The organism is Spirillospora sp. NPDC048824 (genome assembly GCF_043198455.1).
Lineage (GTDB): Bacteria > Actinomycetota > Actinomycetes > Streptosporangiales > Streptosporangiaceae > Spirillospora.
The window spans coordinates 368144-386866 of record NZ_JBICUS010000004.1 but is presented as its reverse complement, the minus strand read 5'-3'; the positions used below and the strand labels follow the sequence as shown (position 1 = coordinate 386866).

The 18723-nt window shown below is 73.1% G+C and carries 16 protein-coding genes and 1 pseudogene; 4 read left to right on the top strand and 13 right to left on the bottom strand.

The features are described from left to right. Positions 1 to 41 precede the first annotated feature (41 nt). The 3 genes and pseudogenes from leuA to ACGFIS_RS10855 all read right to left on the bottom strand — a co-directional run bounded on the left by leuA (position 42) and on the right by ACGFIS_RS10855 (position 2728). Complete coding sequence (leuA, locus tag ACGFIS_RS10865) at positions 42 to 1754, bottom strand: 2-isopropylmalate synthase (protein WP_392970328.1); 1713 nt, start codon at positions 1752 to 1754, stop codon at positions 42 to 44. Positions 1755 to 1995: 241 nt separating this feature from the next. Beyond that, a pseudogene (locus ACGFIS_RS10860) lies at positions 1996 to 2094 on the bottom strand (N(G),N(G)-dimethylarginine dimethylaminohydrolase); the annotation flags it as partial. 22 nt (positions 2095 to 2116) lie between these two features. Beyond that, on the bottom strand, positions 2117 to 2728 hold the full coding sequence (locus ACGFIS_RS10855) for a hypothetical protein (protein WP_392902161.1): 612 nt from the start codon (positions 2726 to 2728) through the stop codon (positions 2117 to 2119). Positions 2729 to 2828: 100 nt separating this feature from the next. On the opposite strand from ACGFIS_RS10855, the gene ACGFIS_RS10850 reads away from it, so the two are divergent. Next, positions 2829 to 3635, top strand: coding sequence for a hypothetical protein (locus tag ACGFIS_RS10850; protein ID WP_392970325.1), 807 nt, complete (start codon positions 2829 to 2831; stop codon positions 3633 to 3635). Here the strand turns inward: ACGFIS_RS10850 and era are convergent. From era to ACGFIS_RS10835, 3 genes are read right to left on the bottom strand one after another with little or no spacing between them, the layout of a single operon-like run. Beyond that, on the bottom strand, positions 3626 to 4549 hold the full coding sequence (gene era, locus ACGFIS_RS10845) for a GTPase Era (protein ID WP_392902157.1): 924 nt from the start codon (positions 4547 to 4549) through the stop codon (positions 3626 to 3628). The genes ACGFIS_RS10850 and era overlap by 10 nt on opposite strands. A 41-nt stretch (positions 4550 to 4590) precedes the next feature. After that, positions 4591 to 7941 (bottom strand): BTAD domain-containing putative transcriptional regulator, encoded by a 3351-nt coding sequence (locus ACGFIS_RS10840; protein ID WP_392902155.1) that lies wholly within the window; start codon positions 7939 to 7941, stop codon positions 4591 to 4593. A gap of 54 nt (positions 7942 to 7995) precedes the next feature. After that, positions 7996 to 10128 carry an MMPL family transporter gene (locus ACGFIS_RS10835; RefSeq protein ID WP_392970322.1) on the bottom strand — a complete coding sequence of 711 codons (2133 nt, stop codon included), beginning with the start codon at positions 10126 to 10128 and terminating at the stop codon, positions 7996 to 7998. Positions 10129 to 10261: 133 nt separating this feature from the next. On the opposite strand from ACGFIS_RS10835, the gene ACGFIS_RS10830 reads away from it, so the two are divergent. After that, on the top strand, positions 10262 to 10591 hold the full coding sequence (locus ACGFIS_RS10830) for a cytidine deaminase (protein ID WP_392970319.1): 330 nt from the start codon (positions 10262 to 10264) through the stop codon (positions 10589 to 10591). On the opposite strand, the gene ACGFIS_RS10825 is transcribed toward ACGFIS_RS10830, so the two are convergent. The 4 genes from ACGFIS_RS10825 to ACGFIS_RS10810 all read right to left on the bottom strand — a co-directional run bounded on the left by ACGFIS_RS10825 (position 10592) and on the right by ACGFIS_RS10810 (position 13982). Then, positions 10592 to 11938: a hemolysin family protein gene (locus ACGFIS_RS10825; RefSeq protein WP_392902148.1), complete on the bottom strand. Its 1347-nt coding sequence runs from the start codon at positions 11936 to 11938 to the stop codon at positions 10592 to 10594. 1 nt (position 11939) lies between these two features. Continuing rightward, on the bottom strand, positions 11940 to 12416 hold the full coding sequence (gene ybeY, locus ACGFIS_RS10820) for an rRNA maturation RNase YbeY (protein WP_392902146.1): 477 nt from the start codon (positions 12414 to 12416) through the stop codon (positions 11940 to 11942). After that, on the bottom strand, positions 12413 to 13492 hold the full coding sequence (locus ACGFIS_RS10815) for a PhoH family protein (RefSeq protein ID WP_392902144.1): 1080 nt from the start codon (positions 13490 to 13492) through the stop codon (positions 12413 to 12415). The genes ybeY and ACGFIS_RS10815 overlap by 4 nt, the downstream gene beginning before the upstream one ends. A gap of 145 nt (positions 13493 to 13637) precedes the next feature. Next, positions 13638 to 13982 (bottom strand): histidine triad nucleotide-binding protein, encoded by a 345-nt coding sequence (locus tag ACGFIS_RS10810; protein WP_392970316.1) that lies wholly within the window; start codon positions 13980 to 13982, stop codon positions 13638 to 13640. A gap of 304 nt (positions 13983 to 14286) precedes the next feature. Between ACGFIS_RS10810 and ACGFIS_RS10805 the strand changes: the two genes are divergently transcribed. Next, positions 14287 to 14874, top strand: coding sequence for a SigE family RNA polymerase sigma factor (locus tag ACGFIS_RS10805; protein WP_392902874.1), 588 nt, complete (start codon positions 14287 to 14289; stop codon positions 14872 to 14874). Further along, the gene (locus ACGFIS_RS10800; protein WP_392902140.1) at positions 14871 to 15575 is read left to right on the top strand and encodes a hypothetical protein; all 705 of its coding nucleotides are present in this window, start codon (positions 14871 to 14873) and stop codon (positions 15573 to 15575) included. The genes ACGFIS_RS10805 and ACGFIS_RS10800 overlap by 4 nt, the downstream gene beginning before the upstream one ends. A 14-nt stretch (positions 15576 to 15589) precedes the next feature. Here the strand turns inward: ACGFIS_RS10800 and ACGFIS_RS10795 are convergent, their stop codons facing one another. The 3 genes from ACGFIS_RS10795 to hrcA form a co-directional block, all read right to left on the bottom strand. Further along, the gene (locus ACGFIS_RS10795) at positions 15590 to 16321 is read right to left on the bottom strand and encodes a 16S rRNA (uracil(1498)-N(3))-methyltransferase (RefSeq protein ID WP_392970313.1); all 732 of its coding nucleotides are present in this window, start codon (positions 16319 to 16321) and stop codon (positions 15590 to 15592) included. A 100-nt stretch (positions 16322 to 16421) separates the two neighbouring features. After that, positions 16422 to 17555, bottom strand: coding sequence for a molecular chaperone DnaJ (dnaJ, locus tag ACGFIS_RS10790; protein WP_392902136.1), 1134 nt, complete (start codon positions 17553 to 17555; stop codon positions 16422 to 16424). After that, positions 17556 to 18569 (bottom strand): heat-inducible transcriptional repressor HrcA, encoded by a 1014-nt coding sequence (hrcA, locus tag ACGFIS_RS10785; protein WP_392902871.1) that lies wholly within the window; start codon positions 18567 to 18569, stop codon positions 17556 to 17558. Between the last annotated feature and the right edge of the window lie 154 nt (positions 18570 to 18723).

Here is an 18723-nt window from a genome sequence, read left to right as displayed (position 1 = left end):
GCCTTCCGCCGCCCGCGAACCCCGGTCCCTGACGCGAACGCCTACCTTCCCTGCGTGCGGGCCACCCGGTTCACCGCGGACAGGATCGCCTTGAGGGACGCGGTGACGATGTTGCCGTCGATGCCCACGCCCCAGACGGACGTGCCGTTCACATCGCATTCGACGTAGGCGGCGGCGCGCGCGTCGCCGCCCGCGCTCATCGCGTGCTCGGCGTAGTCCAGGACGCGGACGTCGATGCCGACCGTGGCGAGAGCGTCCTCGAAGGCCGAGACGGGGCCGTTGCCGACGCCCTCGATCTCGCGGATCTCGCCGTCGACGCGGATGTCGCAGCTGATCGCGTCCTTCTCGTCCACCCGCGAGGTCGTGCGGTGCGCCAGCAGCCCGGCGCGCGGGCCGCCCGTGAGGAACTCGCTCTGGAAGATCTCCCACATGCGCTCGGCGGTGACCTCGCCGCCCTCGCTGTCGGTGTGCTCCTGGACGACGCGGGAGAACTCGATCTGCAGCCGGCGCGGCAGCTCCAGGGAGTGCTCGGTCTTCATGATGTAGGAGACGCCGCCCTTGCCGGACTGGCTGTTGACCCGGATCACGGCCTCGTAGGTGCGGCCGACGTCGTGCGGGTCGATCGGCAGGTACGGGACCTCCCAGCGGTACCCGGCGACCGGTACCCCGGCGGCCTCGGCGTCCCGGCCCAGGTGGTCGAAGCCCTTGTTGATGGCGTCCTGGTGGGAACCGGAGAACGCGGTGTAGACCAGGTCGCCGCCGTAGGGGTGCCGCTCGTGGACGGGCAGCTGGTTGCAGTACTCGACCGTCCGGCGGATCTCGTCGATGTCGGAGAAGTCGATCTGCGGGTCGATGCCCTGGGTGAACAGGTTCAGGCCCAGCGTGACCAGGCAGACGTTGCCGGTGCGCTCGCCGTTGCCGAACAGGCAGCCCTCGATGCGGTCGGCGCCCGCCATGTAGCCCAGCTCGGCGGCGGCGACGGCGGTCCCGCGGTCGTTGTGCGGGTGCAGCGACAGGATCACCGAATCCCGGTGGGCCAGGTTCCGGTTCATCCACTCGATCTGGTCGGCGTACACGTTCGGCGTGGCCATCTCGACCGTCGCCGGCAGGTTGACGATGACCTTCTTGTCGGGGGTGGGCTTCCACACGTCGTTGACGGCGTTGCAGACCTCGACGGCGTACTCCAGCTCGGTGCCGGTGAACGACTCGGGCGAGTACTGGAAGAAGATCTCGGTGTCGCCCATGTCCTCGGCGAGCTTGGCGCACAGCTTGGCGCCCTCGACGGCGATCGCGGTGATGCCGTCGCGGTCCTGCTCGAACACGACGCGGCGCTGCAGCGTGCTGGTGGAGTTGTACAGGTGGACGATCGCCCGCTTCGCGCCGCGCACCGACTCGAAGGTCCGCTCGATCAGCTCGGGGCGGGCCTGCGTCAGCACCTGGATCACGACGTCATCGGGGACCCGGTCCTCTTCGATGATCTGCCGGACGAAGTCGAAGTCGGTCTGGCTGGCCGCCGGGAACCCGACCTCGATCTCCTTGTAGCCCATCCGTACCAGCAGCTCGAACATCCGCAGCTTGCGGTCGGCGTCCATCGGGTCGATCAGGGCCTGGTTGCCGTCCCGCAGGTCGACCGCGCACCAGCGCGGCGCCTCGGCGATGACCGCGTCCGGCCAGGTCCGGTCGGTGAGCTTGATCGGGGCGAAGGGACGGTAGCGCTGGACGGGCATACCGGAGGACTGCTGTTGCGGATACATCCGAATGAGAACCTTCTGCTCGAACCTCGCGGCCGACATGCACGACGCAGTCCCGCAGCGAGGGAGCCGGCCTGGTTACAGGCCCCCGCTGCGGCCGCTAAGGAGGAGCAGCTCACGCAACACGTTCGCCAAGTTAACAGATGCCATCCGTGTTACGGAAACCGACGTCCGGATACTGGGACAACGGGGACCTCTTCCGTCTCACGAGAACGACGCCGCACGCCGGTGAAATTCCCGGCGCCGGTCGGGCGACGAGCACGGACAGGCAGGTCACGCAGCCGTCGAGCGCCTCGAACTCGCTGATGTCGACGGTCGTGACGCGCAGCCCGTCGGCGGCGAGGCCCGCGGCGGCGGGTCCCATGTCAGCGGGAAGCCCCCTCGGTGGTCACGATCACGCCCAGCGCGTAGGCGGGGGACATGCCGAGCAGGTCCGCGATGCCGTGCAGTTCCTGCCGCTCCCCGTCACCGAGCGGGCCGTCCGCCAGCCCGATCCGGACGGCCTGCGCGAGGAACCACTCCTTGGCCTCCACCGCGAGATGGGCCCCGGCCCGGACGATCTCCTGTTCCAGGAACGTGCGGCGCAGCGCGAGGTCGGCGTTCACGGCCGTCCCGTCGAACTCGGGCTCGCCGTAGCCGGCGACCGTCGAGATGGCGCGTGCGCGGGCCGCCGGGTCGGCGGGGTCGCCGGCGCGCAGCACCAGGGCCGCCGCGGCGCGCATGCCCGTGGCGAGCGCCTCGGCCATCTGCTCGGCGGTCGGCGTCCGCAGCGCCGAGACCGGGAAGCGGCCGCGGCACGTCCGGCACTCCAGGGCGTGCCCGAGCCGCCACAGCGGCACCAGCGGAACGAAGAACATCGAGAACCAGCGACGCCCGGCACGCCTGCGGAAGGCACGGTCACCCCCGCACTGCGGGCAGTGGAACGTCCCCTCGCCGACGGTACGGAACACCGCCGTCAGGCCGAAAACGAGCAACACCGCGGCTCTCCTCCCATAACGGACTTCATTCCAAACTACCGATCCATGTGCCCCGACGTGGCCGTACGGGCAATGCCGTTCCTGCATTTACGCTGGGTCCATGACCGGTGACCTGGGTTCCGAGGCGGGCCGTGAGCGGTCGCGCCCGTCCTTTCTGCCGCCCGTCGACGGCTATCCGCCGCCCCGAGACGGCGCCTGGAAACCCGCTCCCGGCGCGACGGCCGGGCCGCGGTACGGCACCGCCTGGATCCTCGCCACGATCACCGCGGCGGCCGTGCTGCTGGTGGCGGCGTTCCTGCCGTGGGCGCACGCGCAGATCGTCATCGAGCTGTTCGGGCGGCCGATCGGCCGCGACCTCGGAGACCTGGCGGGCATCGACGCCGACACCATGGTCGTCGCCGTCCCGGTGCTGGCCGTGGCCGCGATCGCGCTGGCCTTCTGGGACCTGATCGGACGGGACGCGCGGATCGGCGCGCTCGCCGCCATCCCCGGCATGCTCGCCCTGCTCGTCTGCGGGATCTTCGTCCTGCGGCTGGGCGACGTCAGCGACAACCTTCCCCGGACCGGCCTGGACTTCGGCTACCAGATCACCGTCCGCTACGGGTGGTACCTGGCCGTCGTCACGTCCCTGCTGGTGGTCGGTTTCAGCCTGGCCCGGCCCATCACCGAACGGGTGTCCAGGCCCCGGCACCAGCCGGATGGAAATCAGCAGCAGCCCCGGTACGCGGACCAGCAGTACGCGGACCAGCAGTACGCCGGCCAGTGGCAGTACACCGACCGGCAGTACCCGGCAGACGCGCCCGCCGCCTGGCCCGAGGAAGACCGGGCGTGGGGCCGCAGGGACCGGGAGGCGCAGGCGGACCGGGAGGCGCCGGCCGGGGACGACCCCGGGAAGGATCAGTCGTAGAACCCGAGCCGGCGGAGCTGCTTGGGGTCGCGCTGCCAGTCCTTGAGGACGCTGACGCGCAGGTCGAGGAAGACCCGGGTGCCGAGCAGCGCCTCGATCTGCCGCCGCGCCGCCGCGCCCACCTCGCGGAGCCGAGACCCCTTGTGCCCGATGATGATGCCCTTCTGGCTGGAGCGCTCGACGAACAGGTGCGCGTAGATGTCGACGAGGTCGCCGCGGCCCTCACGCGGGCTGATCTCGTCCACCACCACGGCGATCGAGTGAGGCAGCTCGTCGCGGACGCCTTCCAGCGCCGCCTCGCGGATCAGCTCGCCGACGAGGAGCTGTTCGGGCTCGTCGGTGAGGTCGCCCTCCGGATAGAGCGGCGTGCCGCCCGGCAGGTGGGAGATCAGCAGGTCGCCGACCAGGCCGACCTGGAAGCCCGTCTCGGCGGAGCACGGCACGATGTCGGCGAACTCGCCCAGTCGACCGACCGCGAGGAGCTGCTCGGCGACCCGCTCGGGCGGGGCGAGGTCGGTCTTGGTCACGATCGCGACGACCGGGGTCTTCTTCACGGCCGTGAGCTCCCGGGCGATGTACTTGTCGCCGGGCCCGACGGGCTGGTCGGCGGGCACGCAGAACCCGATCGCGTCCACCTCGGTGAGCGTGGACCGGGCCAGGCTGTCGAGCCGTTCCCCGAGCAGCGTCCGGGGCTTGTGCAGGCCGGGCGTGTCGACGATGACGAGCTGCGCGTCCGGCCGGTGCACGATTCCGCGGATGGCCCGCCGCGTCGTCTGCGGGCGGCTGCTGGTGATCGCCACCTTGGTCCCGACCAGGGCGTTCATCAGGGTCGACTTGCCGACGTTGGGCCGCCCGATGAAACAGGCGAATCCCGACCGATACCCCTCGCGCACCTCACTGCCCAACACTGTCACCCCTCGATTGTCGCGCACCCGCGGGACCCGGACGTCCAGGGTCACGCGGCGGGGGTGCCGAGACGGGTCCGCGCGGCGTCGGCCCTCTCGGCCCACACGGCGGAGCCGAGGCGTCCGGCGACCCCGGCCGCGTCGCGGTAGTGGCCGGCGGCTGCCTCGGGCCGGTCCAGGAACAACGCGAGGTCGCCGAGGACCTGCGCGATGGGCCCGACCGTGCCGACGGCGGTGGCGCCGCCGCTGAACTGACCGGCGTAGGGCAGCAGCTTCGCGTAGACCTCCGCGGCCAGCTCGCGGTCACCGAGCGCGATCGCGCGCAGCGCCCGCACCGGCATGGTGAGGTCGAAGAAGTAGTCGAGGCGGACGGGACCGGCCCCGGCGACGACCCGCTCGGCCTCCGCGGCGCGGCCGGCGGAGATCAGCGCCAGGGCGTGCATGTCGGCGGTGGCCGGGACATGGCCCCACTGGCGGTGCAGCCAGGCGGAGCCGTCCACCATCTCCCCGGCCCTCCCCTGGACGAGCCGCAGGCAGAAGACGCCGAGGAAGGCCATGCCGAGCTCGCTCGACCAGATCCTGGTCCGGCCGACGGCGTCACCGAGCCGCTCGTACGCGAGTTCCGCCTCCTCCTCCCGGGCCGTGAAGGCGCGCGTCAGCCCGGCGTACCAGTCGCCTATCTGTGCGAGCAGCGGTAGCCCGTACTGGTCGGCGAGCCGCCGCCCCTCCTTCAGGTGCCGGTGCGCGGCGGGGAGGTCGAGCCCGGCGATGGCGGCCTGCTGCAGTTGCAGGTGCGCGAGGACGAGGTAGGTCCCGAGGTCGTTCCGGGTCGCGAGATCGAGGAGTTCGGCGGCGAACCGGCGCCGCCGGGCGAGGCCGTCCGCGGTCCGGTAGCTGTTGATGTAGGCGCCGTTCAGCGCGGCGGCGATCAGCTCGGGGACGCCCAGGGCACGGGCCGTGCGGATCGCCTCGCCGGACGCGGTGACCCCGCGGTCGTGCTGCTCGCCCTCCAGTTCGATCGCCAGGGTCGTCAGCAGCCGGACGCGCAGTTCCGGCTCGTCCCCGGGCAGCCGCGCGAGCGCCTCCTCGGTGGCCTCGACCACGGCGGCGTCGAGGGTCCCGTACTCGCGGCTCGTCCACAGCGTGGGGACGTCGAAGCTCGCGATGATCCGGGCGAGGAGCCGGACGTCGCCGAACGCGCGGGCGTCGGCGATGGCGGCCAGCCGCCGGTCCCGCGCGTCGACGACGTGACCGGCGAGCGCCGTCACGCGGATCGCGGCGACCTCCGCCTCCAGCCGGTCGCGGGTCGCGTCCGCGCCCCGCGCCCGCAGCATGTCGACGACGCGGACCCACAGGCCGGCGGCCAGGTCGTGGGCGAAGCGCGCCTCGGCGGCCTCCGCGGCCAGCCGCGCGTACCGGACGGCCTTGGCCGGGTCCGTACCGGATTCGAGGTGGTGGTGGGCGATCGCGGCGACCTCGTCGGGGGTGTGCCGTTCGAGCGCGGCGGCGACGCGGCCGTGCAGCCGGGTACGGCGGGCCCGGGAGATCCCGTCGTAGAGGGTGTCGCGGACGAGGGCGTGCGCGAACCGCATCCGGCCGGGCGCGGGCTCGGTGACCAGGCCGCTGCCGAGACCGGCCTCGACGGCGTCGATCACCGTGTCCTCGTCCCCGGTCAGATCGGACAGGACGCCCAGGTCGGCGTCGCGGCCGATGACGGCCGCGTCGCGCAGGACGGTCTGGACCGGCTCCGGCAGCCGGGCGATGCGGCGGCGCAGCACGTCCCCGACCCCGGCGGGCACCTGCCGCGTCGCGGCGGGAAGGCCCTCGGCGTCCAGGAGCCGGGCCGTCTCCCGGGTGAAGAACGGGTTGCCGCCGGTCCGCTCGGCGATGGCGGACAGCTCCGCGTCGCCGAGGCCGGTGGCGCAGGTGCCGCGGACCAGGGCCGCGACCTCGGCCGCCGACAGCCCGCCGAGTTCGATCCGCGCCGGCTCGTAGCGGGCGAGCGCGGCCAGCGCGGCCGCGAGCCCCTCGCGGACCTCCGTCTGCCGGAACGTGGCCACCAGCAGGACGGGGCGGTCCCGCAGCCGTCCGGCGAGCCGGACGAGCAGGGCGAGGGTCTCCTCGTCCGCCCAGTGCAGATCGTCCAGGACGAGCAGGAGCGGCCCCGTGTCCGCGACGCCGGCGAGGTAGTCCCCGACGGCCAGGTGGAGCCGGAACCGCCCCGTGCTGACGTCGGCGTCGCCGGGGCCGGTGACGGCGTCGTCCAGCAGCGGCCCGAGGCGGCCGGCGAGTTCGGCGGCGGGCGGCGCGGCGGCGGCCAGCCCGCGCAGCAGTTCGGCCCAGGGCCAGGCCGCGGGCGCTCCCCCCGTCTCCGGCGCCCGCCCCCACGCGCACGTCCAGCCGCGCTCGGCGAGGCCGTCCTCGAACCGTTCGGCGAGGGCCGTCTTGCCCATGCCCGCGTCGCCGCCGACGAGGACGAGGCCGCCCCGGCCTCTGGCGGCGTCCGCGGCGGCGGCGTCCAGCCGGGCGAGTTCCCGGACGCGTCCGACGAAGGCGGGCTGCTCCCGCGCGGGCTCGGGCGCCGGCCGCAGGACGGGGCGTCCGCCGCGGCGGGCCGCCTCCCCCAGGTCGGGCGACTGGGCCAGGATGTCGGTTTCGAGGCGCCGCAGGGCCGGGCCGGGGTCGACGCCGAGTTCCTCGGTCAGGGTCTCGCGGGCGCGGCGGAGCGCGGCGAGCGCGTCGCCCTGGCGCCCGGCGCGGTAGAGGGCCAGGGCCAGAAGCCGCCACGCCTCCTCGCGCAGCGGGTTCGCGGCGGCGTGGGCCTCCAGGTCGGGGACGGCCTCGGCGGCGGACGCCGGCAGCCGGGCCCCGCCCTTCAGCATCGCCTCGGCGCGGCGTTCGACGGCGAGGCGGCGGCGCTCGTCCAGGCGGGCCGCCTCGGCCGCGGCCCACGGCAGGTCCGCGAACTCGGCGTAGGCGGGCCCGCGCCACTCCGCGAGCGCCGCCTCCGCGCGGCGGCGGGCCCGCAGCGGGTCGGTGTCCAGCAGCCCGGCGGCCTCGTCGATCAGCGCGTCGAACCGCCACGCGTCGACGCTCCCGTCCGGCAGCCGGAGCGCGTATCCCGGAGGCTCGGTCACCAGGACCCGCGCGGGCGTGCGCGGCGGACGGCCCGGTTCGAGGGCGCGGCGCAGATGCGACACGAACGACTGGAGGCCGGCGGCGGCGCGGAGCGGGGCCGTCCCCGCCCACAGGTCGTCGACGAGCCGGTCGGCGGTCACCATCGCGCCCCGCGCGGCGACGAGCCGGGCGAGGACGGAGCGCTGCCGTGGACCGCCGAGGTCCGCGGGCTCCCCCGCCACCTCGGCGCCGAAGGCCCCGAGAACGCGTACGACAGGCGACATGTCCCGATCAGCCTAACCGGGACATGCCGGACCGCCGTGTTCACTCCCCCGGCGTCACACCCGGCCGAGTTCGGGTTCCCGCCTGTCCGCCGACACGGGCCCGGCCCCGCCGTGCGCGCCGATCTCCGGAAGGACGCGGGCGAGGGGCCGCGGCAGCCACCAGTTCGCCCGTCCGAGCAGCGACATCGTGGCGGGCACCAGCACCAGCCGGACGATCGTCGCGTCCAGCGCCACGGCGACCGCGAGCCCCACCCCCATCTGCTTGATCACCAGGCCGGGGTCGGCGGCGAACCCGAGGAACACCGCCACCATGATCAGCGCGGCGCTGGAGATGACCCGCCCGGTCGCGGCGAGGCCGGCGGTCACCGAGCCGCGCGCGTCGCCGTGCAGCAGCCACTCCTCCCTGATGCGCGACAGCAGGAAGACCTCGTAGTCCATCGACACGCCGAACAGCACCGCGAACATCAGCAGCAGGATGAAGCTCGACACCGGGACGCTGTGCGGAAGCCCGAGCGCTTCAGCGCCCCAGCCCCACTGGAACACGGCCGTGAGCACCCCGTAGGCGGCGCCGATCGACAGCAGGTTCATCACCGCGGCCTTCAACGGCGCCAGCAGCGACCTGAACATGATCATCAGCAGGATGAACGAGGTGGCGACGACCGCGCCGATCACGGGCCAGAGCCGGTCGGACAGCATCCGGGACAGGTCCACGTACGCCGCGGTCAGCCCGGTGACCTCCGCGCCCGGCGGGAGCACGTCCGCGCGGATCCGGTCGACGAGCCCCGTCACCCGCGCGTCCTGCGGCCCGTACTCCGGCGTGACCATGATCACCGCGGCGTCCCGGCGGGGGGACGGCACGGGCTCGGCGACGGCCGTGACTCCGGCGGTCCCGGCGAGCGAGTCCCGCAGGCCGGGCAGGGCGCCCGGGTCCACCTTCGTCAGGTCGACCGCCACGACCAGCGGCCCGTTGGCGCCGTCCCCGTACCCCTCGGCGACCAGGTCGTAGGCCTGCCGGACGGTGATGGACGTCGGCTGGCTGCTGGCGTCGCTCGGCCACGTGCGCATGCCGAGCGCGGGCGCGGCCAGCGCGAGCATCAGCACGGACGCGGCCAGCAGCCACGGCCACGGGTGCCGCCCGACGTGCTCGGCCCACCGCCGGACCCGCGGCGACTCCACCGTGATCTTCGCGCCGGCGGCCCGGTCGCGGCGGCGCAGCACCCTGCGCCCGGCGAGCCCCAGCACCGCCGGAAGAAGCGTGACGGCGCTCAGCACCGTCGCCGCCACGACGAGCCCCGTGGTGAAGCCCATCGTCATGAAGACGGGGATCCGCGTCAGCACCAGCCCGCACAGCGCCAGCAGCACCGTGGAACCCGCGAAGATCACCGACTGGCCGGCGGTCGCGACGGCGCGCCCCACCGACTCGGGGACGCCGAGCCCCGCGGCCATGCCCTCCCGGTGCCGGGTCAGGATGAACAGGGCGTAGTCGATGCCGACGCCCAGCCCGACCATCGTGGCCAGCGTCGGCGCCGTGGTCGCCACCTCGGTGAACGCCGCCAGCAGCGTGATCCCCGACACCCCGGCGCCGAGCCCGGCGAGCGCCACCACCAGCGGCAGCCCCGCCGCCACCACCGACCCGAACGCCAGCAGCAGGATCACCAGCGCGGCCCCGACCCCGATCGCCTCGGCGACACCGCCCGGCGCCGTCACGTTCTCCGGCACCTGGCCGCCGAACTCCACCTGGTAGCCCGCCGCGTCCAGGTTGTCCGTCGCCGACCGCAGCAGGTCGAGGGTCGGCTTCGGCTCCAGATCCGTCACCGGCACCGAGTACCGGACGGTCATCAGCGCCGTCGCCCCGTCCGGGCTCCGCCGCGGCGGCTCGACCACGCTGACGTGCGGCAGCTCGCGCAGCTCCCCCGCCGCCTCCGCCAGCGCCGCCCGGTCGACCGTCCCGGACTCCGCGTGGACCACGACCCTGGCGTCCGCCCCCGACAGCGCGGGGAAGCGCTCCTCCAGCAGGTCGGTCGCCTCCTGCGACCCCGTCCCGTCAAGCGTGTAGTCGTCGTGCAGGGCACCCCCCGCGACACCCGCCAGACCGGCCACCGCCGCGACGAGCACCACCCACACGACGATGAACCGCCACGGCCGCAAGGCCGCGGCCCTGCCCAGGCGATAGAGCGAACGGGACATCACATCTCCCCCAGAACGGCGTTGTCCGGCGTTCCGAGCATCACCCGCACCCCTTGCCGCCCACTTGGCGGTGACTTGCGGGGAGGCCCATGCGGCCGCAAGTCCCGCTCACGAAGCCCGTACGCTGGGGGACGTGAGCGAGCTGAACGCCGAGGACGCGAAGATCATCACCCTGGCAAGGTCGGCCAGGGCCCGCACGAACGCCGCCGAGGGCGCCGCCGTCCGCGACGAGACGGGCCGCACCTACTCCGCCACGAGCGTGGACCTGCCGTCCCTGAAACTCTCCGCCCTCCAGGTCGCCGTGGCGACGGCCGTCTCCAGTGGCGCCGAAGACCTGGAGGCCGCCGCCGTCGTCACCGCCGGCACCCCCGCCCCGCCCGGCGTCACCGCCGTCCGGGACCTCGGCCCCAAAGCCCCCATCCTGGTCGCCGCCCCCGACGGCACCCTCCGGACGACCCTCTGATCAGCGGGTCCGGTCGGAACCCTCGGCATCAGCCGCGTCCGTCGCGGTCACGCCCAGGCGCCTCACCAGGACGGTCCCCACGCGGTTGCGGCGGCCGGCGATGGTCTCGGCCTTGAGGGACAGGACGGGGCCGCCCTCGTGGCCGTCGGCGGGGCCGGAGCCGACCTCCGCGGTGGAGCCCTCGATGGGGACGCGGCCCAGGGCGTGGGCGAGGAGGCCGCCGACGGTCTCGACCTCCTCGACGTCCATCTCCACGTCGAACAGCTCGGCGAGGTCCTCGACGGGGAGGCGGGCGGTGACGCGGGCGGCGCCGTCCGGGAGCCAGGTGACCGGCGGGGTCTCCCGGTCGTACTCGTCGGTGATCTCCCCGACGATCTCCTCCAGGATGTCCTCGATGGTGACCAGGCCCGCGGTGCCGCCGTACTCGTCGATGACGACCGCGAGGTGGATCCGCCGGGCCTGCATCTCGCGCAGCAGTTCGTCGATCGGCTTGCTGTCGGGCACGTAGGTGGCGGAACGCATGACCGAGTCGACCGTCTCGACGGACTCGCCCTCGCGGTGCTCCTGGCTGCGGCGGGCGACGTCCTTGAGGTAGGCGATGCCGACGACGTCGTCCTCGTTCTCGCCGACGACCGGAATGCGGGAGAAGCCGCTGCGCAGCGCAAGCGTCATCGCCTGCCGCAGCGTCTTGCCGCGCTCGATGAACACGATGTCGGTGCGCGGCACCATCACCTCGCGGACGAGGGTGTCGCCCAGCTCGAACACCGAATGGATCATCTCCCGCTCGACCGGCTCGATCAGGCTGCGCTGCTCGGCCAGGTCGACCAGGTCGCGCAGCTCCGCCTCGGACGCGAACGGGCCCTCCCGGAACCCCTTGCCGGGCGTGAGGGCGTTGCCGAGCGCGATCAGCAGCCGCGGCAGCGGCCCGAACACCCGCGTCACCGGATGGATCACCGCGGCGCCGGCCAGCGCGATCCGGTCGGCGTGCTGGATGCCGAGCGTGCGGGGCCCGACGCCGATCACCACATAGCTGATCACGATCATGATGGCGGCGGCGGTGACGTAGGCGCGCCACGTCTCGTCCAGCCAGGAGATGCACAGGTCCGCGACGATCACGGTCGCGACCAGCTCGCAGGCGATGCGGAGCAGCAGCACCATGTTGACGTAGCGGGCCGGGTCGGCGACCACCTCGGCCAGCCGCCGCGAGCCGCGCCGCCCGTCGCGGACCAGCTCCTCGACGGTGACGCGCGACACCCGCGCGAGCGCCGCCTCGGTACTGGCCAGCAGGCCCGCCATGAAGACCAGGCCCGCCGCCAGGGCGGACAGCCAGGCCTGCGCGGTGTTCACCTCAGCCGCCGCGTTTCTCCCGCCAGGAGGTCAGGAGCTCGGCCTGCAGGCCGAACATCTCCCGGTGCTCCTCCGGCTCGGCGTGGTCGTAGCCGAGAAGGTGCAGGATGCCGTGCGCGCACAGCAGCTCCAGCTCGTCCCCGGTGCCGTGCCCGGCCTCCCGCGCCTGCCGCTCGGCCACCGCGGGGCACAGCACGACGTCGCCGAGCAGGCCGGGATCGGTCTCGCCGTCCTCGTCGGCGCCGCCCGACATGTGGCCGGGGCGCAGCTCGTCCATGGGGAACGACAGCACGTCCGTCGGGCCCGGCTCGTCCATCCACTTCTCGTGCAACTCGGCCATCGCGGCCTCATCGACCAGCAGGACCGACAGTTCCGCCAGCGGGTGCACGCGCATGCCGTCGAGGACGTGCCGGGACAGACCGGCGATGGCCCGCTCGTCGACGGGGACGCCCGACTCGTTCAGCACCTCGATGCTCACTGCCGCCCCCGCTTGCGGGACCCGCCGCGGCCCGCCGCGCCCGGCTGGAACTCCGGAACCTGCTTCTCGGCGTGCCGGTTGTAGGCGTCGACGATGTCGGTGACCAGCTTGTGCCGGACGACGTCGCGGCTGTCGAGGCGGCAGAAGTGGATGTCCTCGACGCCGTCGAGGATGTCCTGGACGACGCGCAGCCCGCTCAGATGCCCGGACGGCAGGTCGACCTGGGTGACGTCCCCGGTCACCACGACCTTCGACCCGAACCCGAGCCGGGTGAGGAACATCTTCATCTGCTCGGGCGAGGTGTTCTGCGCCTCGTCCAGAATGATGAACGAGTCGTTCAGGGTGCGGCCCCTCATGTACGCCAGGGGGGCCACCTCGATGGTGCCCGCCGCCATCAGGCGGGGGATCGAGTCGGGGTCGACCATGTCGTGCAGCGCGTCGTACAGCGGCCGCAGGTACGGGTCGATCTTCTCGTAGAGCGTGCCGGGCAGGAACCCGAGCCGCTCCCCCGCCTCCACGGCGGGGCGCGTCAGGATGATCCGGTTGACCTTCTTGTCCTGCAGCGCGCGGACGGCCTTCGCCATCGCCAGGTACGTCTTGCCGGTGCCGGCGGGGCCGATGCCGAACACGATCGTGTGCCTGTCGATCGCGTCGACGTAGCGCCGCTGGTTCAGCGTCTTGGGGCGGATCGTCCGGCCCCGGCTGGACAGCACGTCCAGCGTCAGGACCTCGGCGGGGCGCGCGTCGCTCTCGCCGCGCAGCATCGCCAGGCTGCGCTCGACGGCGTCGGGGGTGAGCTGCGTGCCGCCCTTCAGCAGCTCGAGCATCTCGGTGAAGAGCCGGGAGACCAGGCCGGTCTCGCCCTCCTGGCCCGTCACGGTGATCTCGTTGCCGCGGACGTGGATGTCGATGCCGTCGCCGAACGCCTGCTCTATCGCGTGGAGCAGCTCGTCCCGGGAGCCCAGCAGGCTCACCATCGAATGGTCGTCCGGCACCACGATCTTGATCTGGGAGTGCGAGCCCGTCCGGTCGTCGCGCCCCGTGCGAGTCGACCCCGTGTGAGTTGATTCGACCATCAGCCGGCCTTGCGGCCTCTCCGACCTGCCTTCTGTCTGCTCCGGGTGTCCAGATGTACGGGTTCCATCGTACTGGCCGCCCCCGGCAGGACGCGGATGGTTTTCGCCGGGGGTGCCGGGCGCCCGGTGCGGCCCGGGGGAACGGTCAGCCGGGCGGCCAGTTGAGGCCACGGCCGCCGAGCACGTGCGCGTGCACGTGGAACACGGTCTGCCCGGCCTGCGCGCCGGTGTTGAACACGACCCGGTAGCCGGCCTCGGCGATGCCCTCGTCCACCGCGACCTGGTGGGCCTCGCGCACCAGTTCGGCGAGCAGCCCGGCGTCCGCGGCGGCGAGTTCGCCGACGGTCGGGTGGTGCGCCCTCGGGATCACCAGCACATGCGTGGGCGCCTGAGGGTTGATGTCGCGGAACGCCACCGCACCCGCCGACTCCCGGACGATCTTGGTCGGCACGTCCCCGGAAACGATCTTGCAGAACAGGCAGTCGGTCATCCCTCTCCCCTCGGCGGCGGCCCGCGACCGCCCCGGAATCCTATCGGGACCAGATGCGTGCATGGCCTGCCGCGTCCGGTGCTCGATAGGGTTTTCGCCGATCGACCTTCCATTCCGGTCGGCATTCCGACCGCCTACTGGTTAGGGTTGTCAGCTCAGGGCGTACCCCCCGGTTCGCAAGGCATTGCGACGCGCCCGGACCGGGCCGGGCACGCCCGATCCACGTCGTTCCGAAGACGACCGTACGAATGAGCGGCCGGGGGACGGCAAAGGCGGCGGATAGGTGACCGAGGCAAACCAGGACATGCCCTTTCGTAAACCGAACGACGAGGGCACGCGTCCAACTGACGTGACCGAGACCCTCGTGGCCAGGGGCACGGCGGGGGCGGTGGCCGTCGCCTGGGATGCCGACCAGGCGGTGACCGCGCTCTACAGCGCCAACTACCGCTCGCTGGTAAGACTCGCCGCCATGCTCGTCCGGGACGCGGGAACGGCCGAAGAGGTCGTCCAGGACGCGTTCGTCGCGATGCACGGCGGGTGGCGCCGGCTGCGCGACCCGGACAAGGCCCTGTCGTACCTGCGCCAGTCGGTGGTCAACCGGTCGCGATCGGTGCTCCGGCACCGCGCCGTCGTCGAGAAGTACGCCCCGAAGGGCCTGCCCGACGCGCCGAGCGCGGAGGCCGGGGCCATCGGAGAACTGGAACGCTCGGCGGTCATCGACGCGCTGTCCCGGCTTCCCGCACGCCAGCGGGAGGCACTCGTCCTCCGTTACTACGCCGATCTGTCCGAAGCGGAGATCGCCAACGCGATGGGCATCTCCCGCGGGGCCGTGAAGAGCCACACGGCGCGCGGAATGACCTCGCTACGCAACGTCCTGGAGCAGTTCTCATGACCACCGACCCCCACGACGAGCACGGGGAGATCCTCCGCCGTGCCCTGAACGCGGAGGCGGACTCGGTCAACCCCGCAGGCGACGGCCTGGAACGCATCCGGGCCCGCATAGCCGACGGCTCCGGCCGGCGGTTCGGTCTCGGACGATTCGCCCCCGCGCGCTTCGGGTTCGACCGGTTCACCGTCAACTGGGCGCGTCCCGTCCTCGCCGTGGCCGCCGCCGTGGCGGTCGCCGGGCTCGGCGTGACCGCGCCGCAGACCATCGACCTCATCCAGCAGTCGGTCGGCAGCAACGGGCCCTCCGGCGAGGGGAAGAACAACACCTCCGGCGACCACGCCGGCGCCCAGGGCAACCCGCAGTTCCCCGGCCCGGCGTCGCCGGGCGGCACCGCGACCGACGCCCCGAGCTCCTCGCAGACCCCCACGTCGGCCGCCTCGCCGGGGCTGTCGGCCTGCAGCATCCCCCGGCCGCCCACCCCCCCGACGGTCACCGCGTCGCCCGGTGCGGAGCCCGCCGCCACCCCCTCGGTCACGCCGTGCCCGGACTCGACCCCGTCGCAGCAGCCGACCACGACGCCGTCGCCGCCGACGTCCACCTCGCCCGAACCGGACAAGCCCTCCGACGCGCCGACGTCGCCGTCGACGAGCGAACCGGCCAAGAGCACCGATCAGGGCGCCGGGGCAGCGGCCGGCGCCCCCTGACCCCGCGGGTCGTCCTACCAGCGGCCGGTGGCCGCCAGCAGCACGGCGGCGGCCGCGACTCCGGCCGTCGACGTGCGCAGCACGGTCGGGCCGAGGCGGACCGGGCGCCCGCCGGCCGCGGCGAACCGCTCCAGTTCCTCCTCGGTGATGCCGCCTTCGGGCCCCACCACCAGGACGATCTCGCCCTCCGCGGGCAGTTCCACGGCGCTGAGCCGCGCACCGGCGTCCTCGTGCAGGACGACGGCCAGGGACGCCGCGGCGATCCGCGCGGCGACGTCACCGGTGGACGCGAGCCCGGCGACCTCGGGCAGCCGGCTGCGCCTGGCCTGCTTGCCCGCCTCGCGGGCGGCGCCGCGCCAGCGTCCGAGGGCCTTCTCCCGGCGTTCGGGGCGCCACTGCGTGACGCAGCGGGCCGCCGACCACGGGACGATCTCGTCGACCCCGGCCTCGGTCATCGTCTCGACCGCCAGTTCGCCCCGGTCGCCCTTCGGAAGCGCCTGGACGGCCACGATGCGGGGCGACGGCGGCGGCTGCCGGTGCCGGGCCAGCACGTCCAGCATGAGGGACGCGCGGTCCGCGGCGGTGACGACGCATTCGGCCAGCAGCCCTTCGCCGTCGGTCAGGTCGACGCGCTCACCGGGCCGCAGCCGCCGCACGGCGGCGGCGTGCCGCCCCTCGGGGCCGTCCAGGACGACGCTGCCCCGCTCCAGCGCGTCCGTCCCGGCAAGAAAGACCGGCGGGCTCACGCGCGCACTCCGTGAGGGGCTTCGCTCATCTGTGCTCCCCTGACCCGCCATGCTCCGGATCGCCGCGGCGGCCCTCGTCGTAGGCCGCCGCCACTGCTCTTCAGTGCTGGTTGAAGACGTCCTTGAGCCGCGAGAACATGCCGCGCTGCCCCGGCGCGAACTTGCCGGGCGGACGCTCCTCGCCGCGCAGCACCGCGAGCTGCCGCAGCAGCTCCTCCTGCTCCTCGTCGAGCCGGTTCGGCGTCTCCACGTTCACGTGGATCATCAGGTCGCCGCGGCCGCTCTCGTTCAGGTGCCGCACACCCCGGTTGTAGAGCGTGATGACCTGCCCCGACTGCGTGCCGGGCTTGATGTCGACGCTCTCGGCGGCGTCCAGGGTCTCGATGGTGACGCTGGTGCCGAGCGCAGCCGCCGTCATCGGGATCTCGACCGTGCAGTGCAGGTCGTCGCCCTCCCGCTCGAAGATCGGGTGCGGCTTCTCCACGATCTCCAGGAACAGGTCGCCGGGCGGGCCGCCGCCGGGACCGACCTCGCCCTCGCCGGCGAGCTGGATGTGGATGCCGTTCTCCACACCGGCCGGGATCTTGACCTTGACGGTGCGCCGGGTGCGGACCCGTCCGTCGCCCGAGCACTCCGTGCACGGGTTGCGGATCACCGAGCCGAACCCGCCGCACGCCGGGCACGGCCGGGCCGTCATGACCTGGCCGAGGAACGAGCGCTGCACCTGCTGCACCTCGCCGCGCCCGTGGCACGTCTCACACGTGTCCGGGTGGGTGCCGGGCGCGCAGCCCGACCCCTCGCAGGCCGTGCAGGCGACCGCGGTGTCGATGGACAGCTCGCGGGTCGTGCCGAACGCCGTCTCGCTCAGGTCGAGCTCCACCCGCAGCGTCGCGTTGCGGCCGCGCCGCGCCCGCGACCTCGGGCCCCGGGAGGCCGCCGTGCCGAAGAAGGCGTCCATGATGTCGCTGAACGGGAACCCGGCGCCGCCGAATCCCCCGGCGCCGCCCGCGGACGCGGACGCGAACGGGTCCGCGCCGAGGTCGTACATCTCGCGCTTCTTCGGGTCGGAGAGCACCTCGTACGCCTGGGTGATCTCTTTGAACCTGTCCTGGGTCTCCGGATCCGGGTTGACGTCCGGGTGGAGTTCCCGTGCGAGCCGGCGGTAGGCCTTCTTGACCTCGTCGGCGCTGGCGTCCCGCCGGACGCCCAGGGTCGCGTAGTAGTCGTTGGCCACTTACGACCCCGCCAGGATCTGTCCCACGTAGCGTGCCACTGCCCGTACCGCTCCCATCGTGCTGGGGTAATCCATGCGTGTAGGCCCGAGCACACCCAGCCGGGCCAGTGTGAGGTCGCCCACGCCGTAGTCGGCGGCGACGACCGAAGTCGATCGGAGCCCCAGGTCGGGGTTCTCGGTGCCGATCCGCACCGTAACTGTAGAGGAATCGCCGGTCTCGCCGAGCAGCCGCATCAGGATGACCTGCTCCTCGAGCGCGACGAGAACCTCCCGCAGGCTGGGCGAGAAGTCCACGGCGGCGAGGTTGGCCGCACCGGCGAAGACGATCTTCTCTTCATGCTTTTCGACGAGCGTCTCCAGGAGCACCGACAGCACCGCCGCCGCGAGCGGCCGGTCCGCCTGGACCACCTTCTCGGGCAGGTCCGCCACCGCGGTCGGGACGTCGCCGAGGCCGAGCCCGTCCAGGCACGTGTTGAGCAACGCCCGCAGGTGCCCGATCGATTCCTCGGAGACGGTGCCGCTGGTCTCGATGACCCGCTGCTCCACCCGCCCGGTGTTCGTGATCAGGACGAGCAGCAGCCGGCCCTCGGCGACGGGCACCAGTTCGACGTGCCGCACCGACGAGCGGGTCAGCGACGGGTACTGCACGACGGCGACCTGCCGGGTGAGCTGCGCGAGCAGCCGCACCGTCCGGCCGACGACGTCGTCGAGGTCGTAGGCGCCGGACAGGAACGTCTCGATCGCGCGGCGCTCGGCGACCGACAGCGGCTTGATCGTGGACAGCCGGTCGACGAACAGCCGGTAGCCCTTGTCGGTGGGGACGCGCCCGGCGCTGGTGTGCGGCTGGGCGATGTACCCCTGCTCCTCCAGCACCGCCATGTCGTTGCGGATGGTGGCGGAGGACACGCCGAGGTTGTGCCGGTCCACGAGCGCCTTGGACCCCACCGGCTCATTGGTGGAGACATAGTCCTCGACTATGGCGCGCAGGACCGCGAGTTTCCGGTCGTCCAGCACCGTGTCACCTCCTTCGTCCCCGTCCATGGGCCCCCGATCGTCCGCCCCCGCGTTGCTGGCACTCATAACTCCCGAGTGCCAAGTGTACGACCCGCGGGGGCGCTCTGGAGTGCCCGAGCACACCCCCCGTACGGCTGCGCGATCCTACCCGTAT

Excerpts from the sequence above, each read along its gene's own strand:
- ACGFIS_RS10805 (WP_392902874.1), top strand. The coding sequence starts at position 14,287 with ATGCCCTTTCGTAAACCGAACGACGAGGGCACGCGTCCAACTGACGTG.
- ACGFIS_RS10840 (WP_392902155.1), bottom strand. The coding sequence starts at position 7,941 with ATGTCGCCTGTCGTACGCGTTCTCGGGGCCTTCGGCGCCGAGGTGGCG.
- ACGFIS_RS10800 (WP_392902140.1), top strand. The coding sequence starts at position 14,871 with ATGACCACCGACCCCCACGACGAGCACGGGGAGATCCTCCGCCGTGCC.
- ACGFIS_RS10810 (WP_392970316.1), bottom strand. The coding sequence starts at position 13,982 with ATGACCGACTGCCTGTTCTGCAAGATCGTTTCCGGGGACGTGCCGACC.
- ACGFIS_RS10815 (WP_392902144.1), bottom strand. The coding sequence starts at position 13,492 with ATGGTCGAATCAACTCACACGGGGTCGACTCGCACGGGGCGCGACGAC.
- ACGFIS_RS10850 (WP_392970325.1), top strand. The coding sequence starts at position 2,829 with ATGACCGGTGACCTGGGTTCCGAGGCGGGCCGTGAGCGGTCGCGCCCG.
- ACGFIS_RS10835 (WP_392970322.1), bottom strand. The coding sequence starts at position 10,128 with ATGTCCCGTTCGCTCTATCGCCTGGGCAGGGCCGCGGCCTTGCGGCCG.
- leuA (WP_392970328.1), bottom strand. The coding sequence starts at position 1,754 with ATGTATCCGCAACAGCAGTCCTCCGGTATGCCCGTCCAGCGCTACCGT.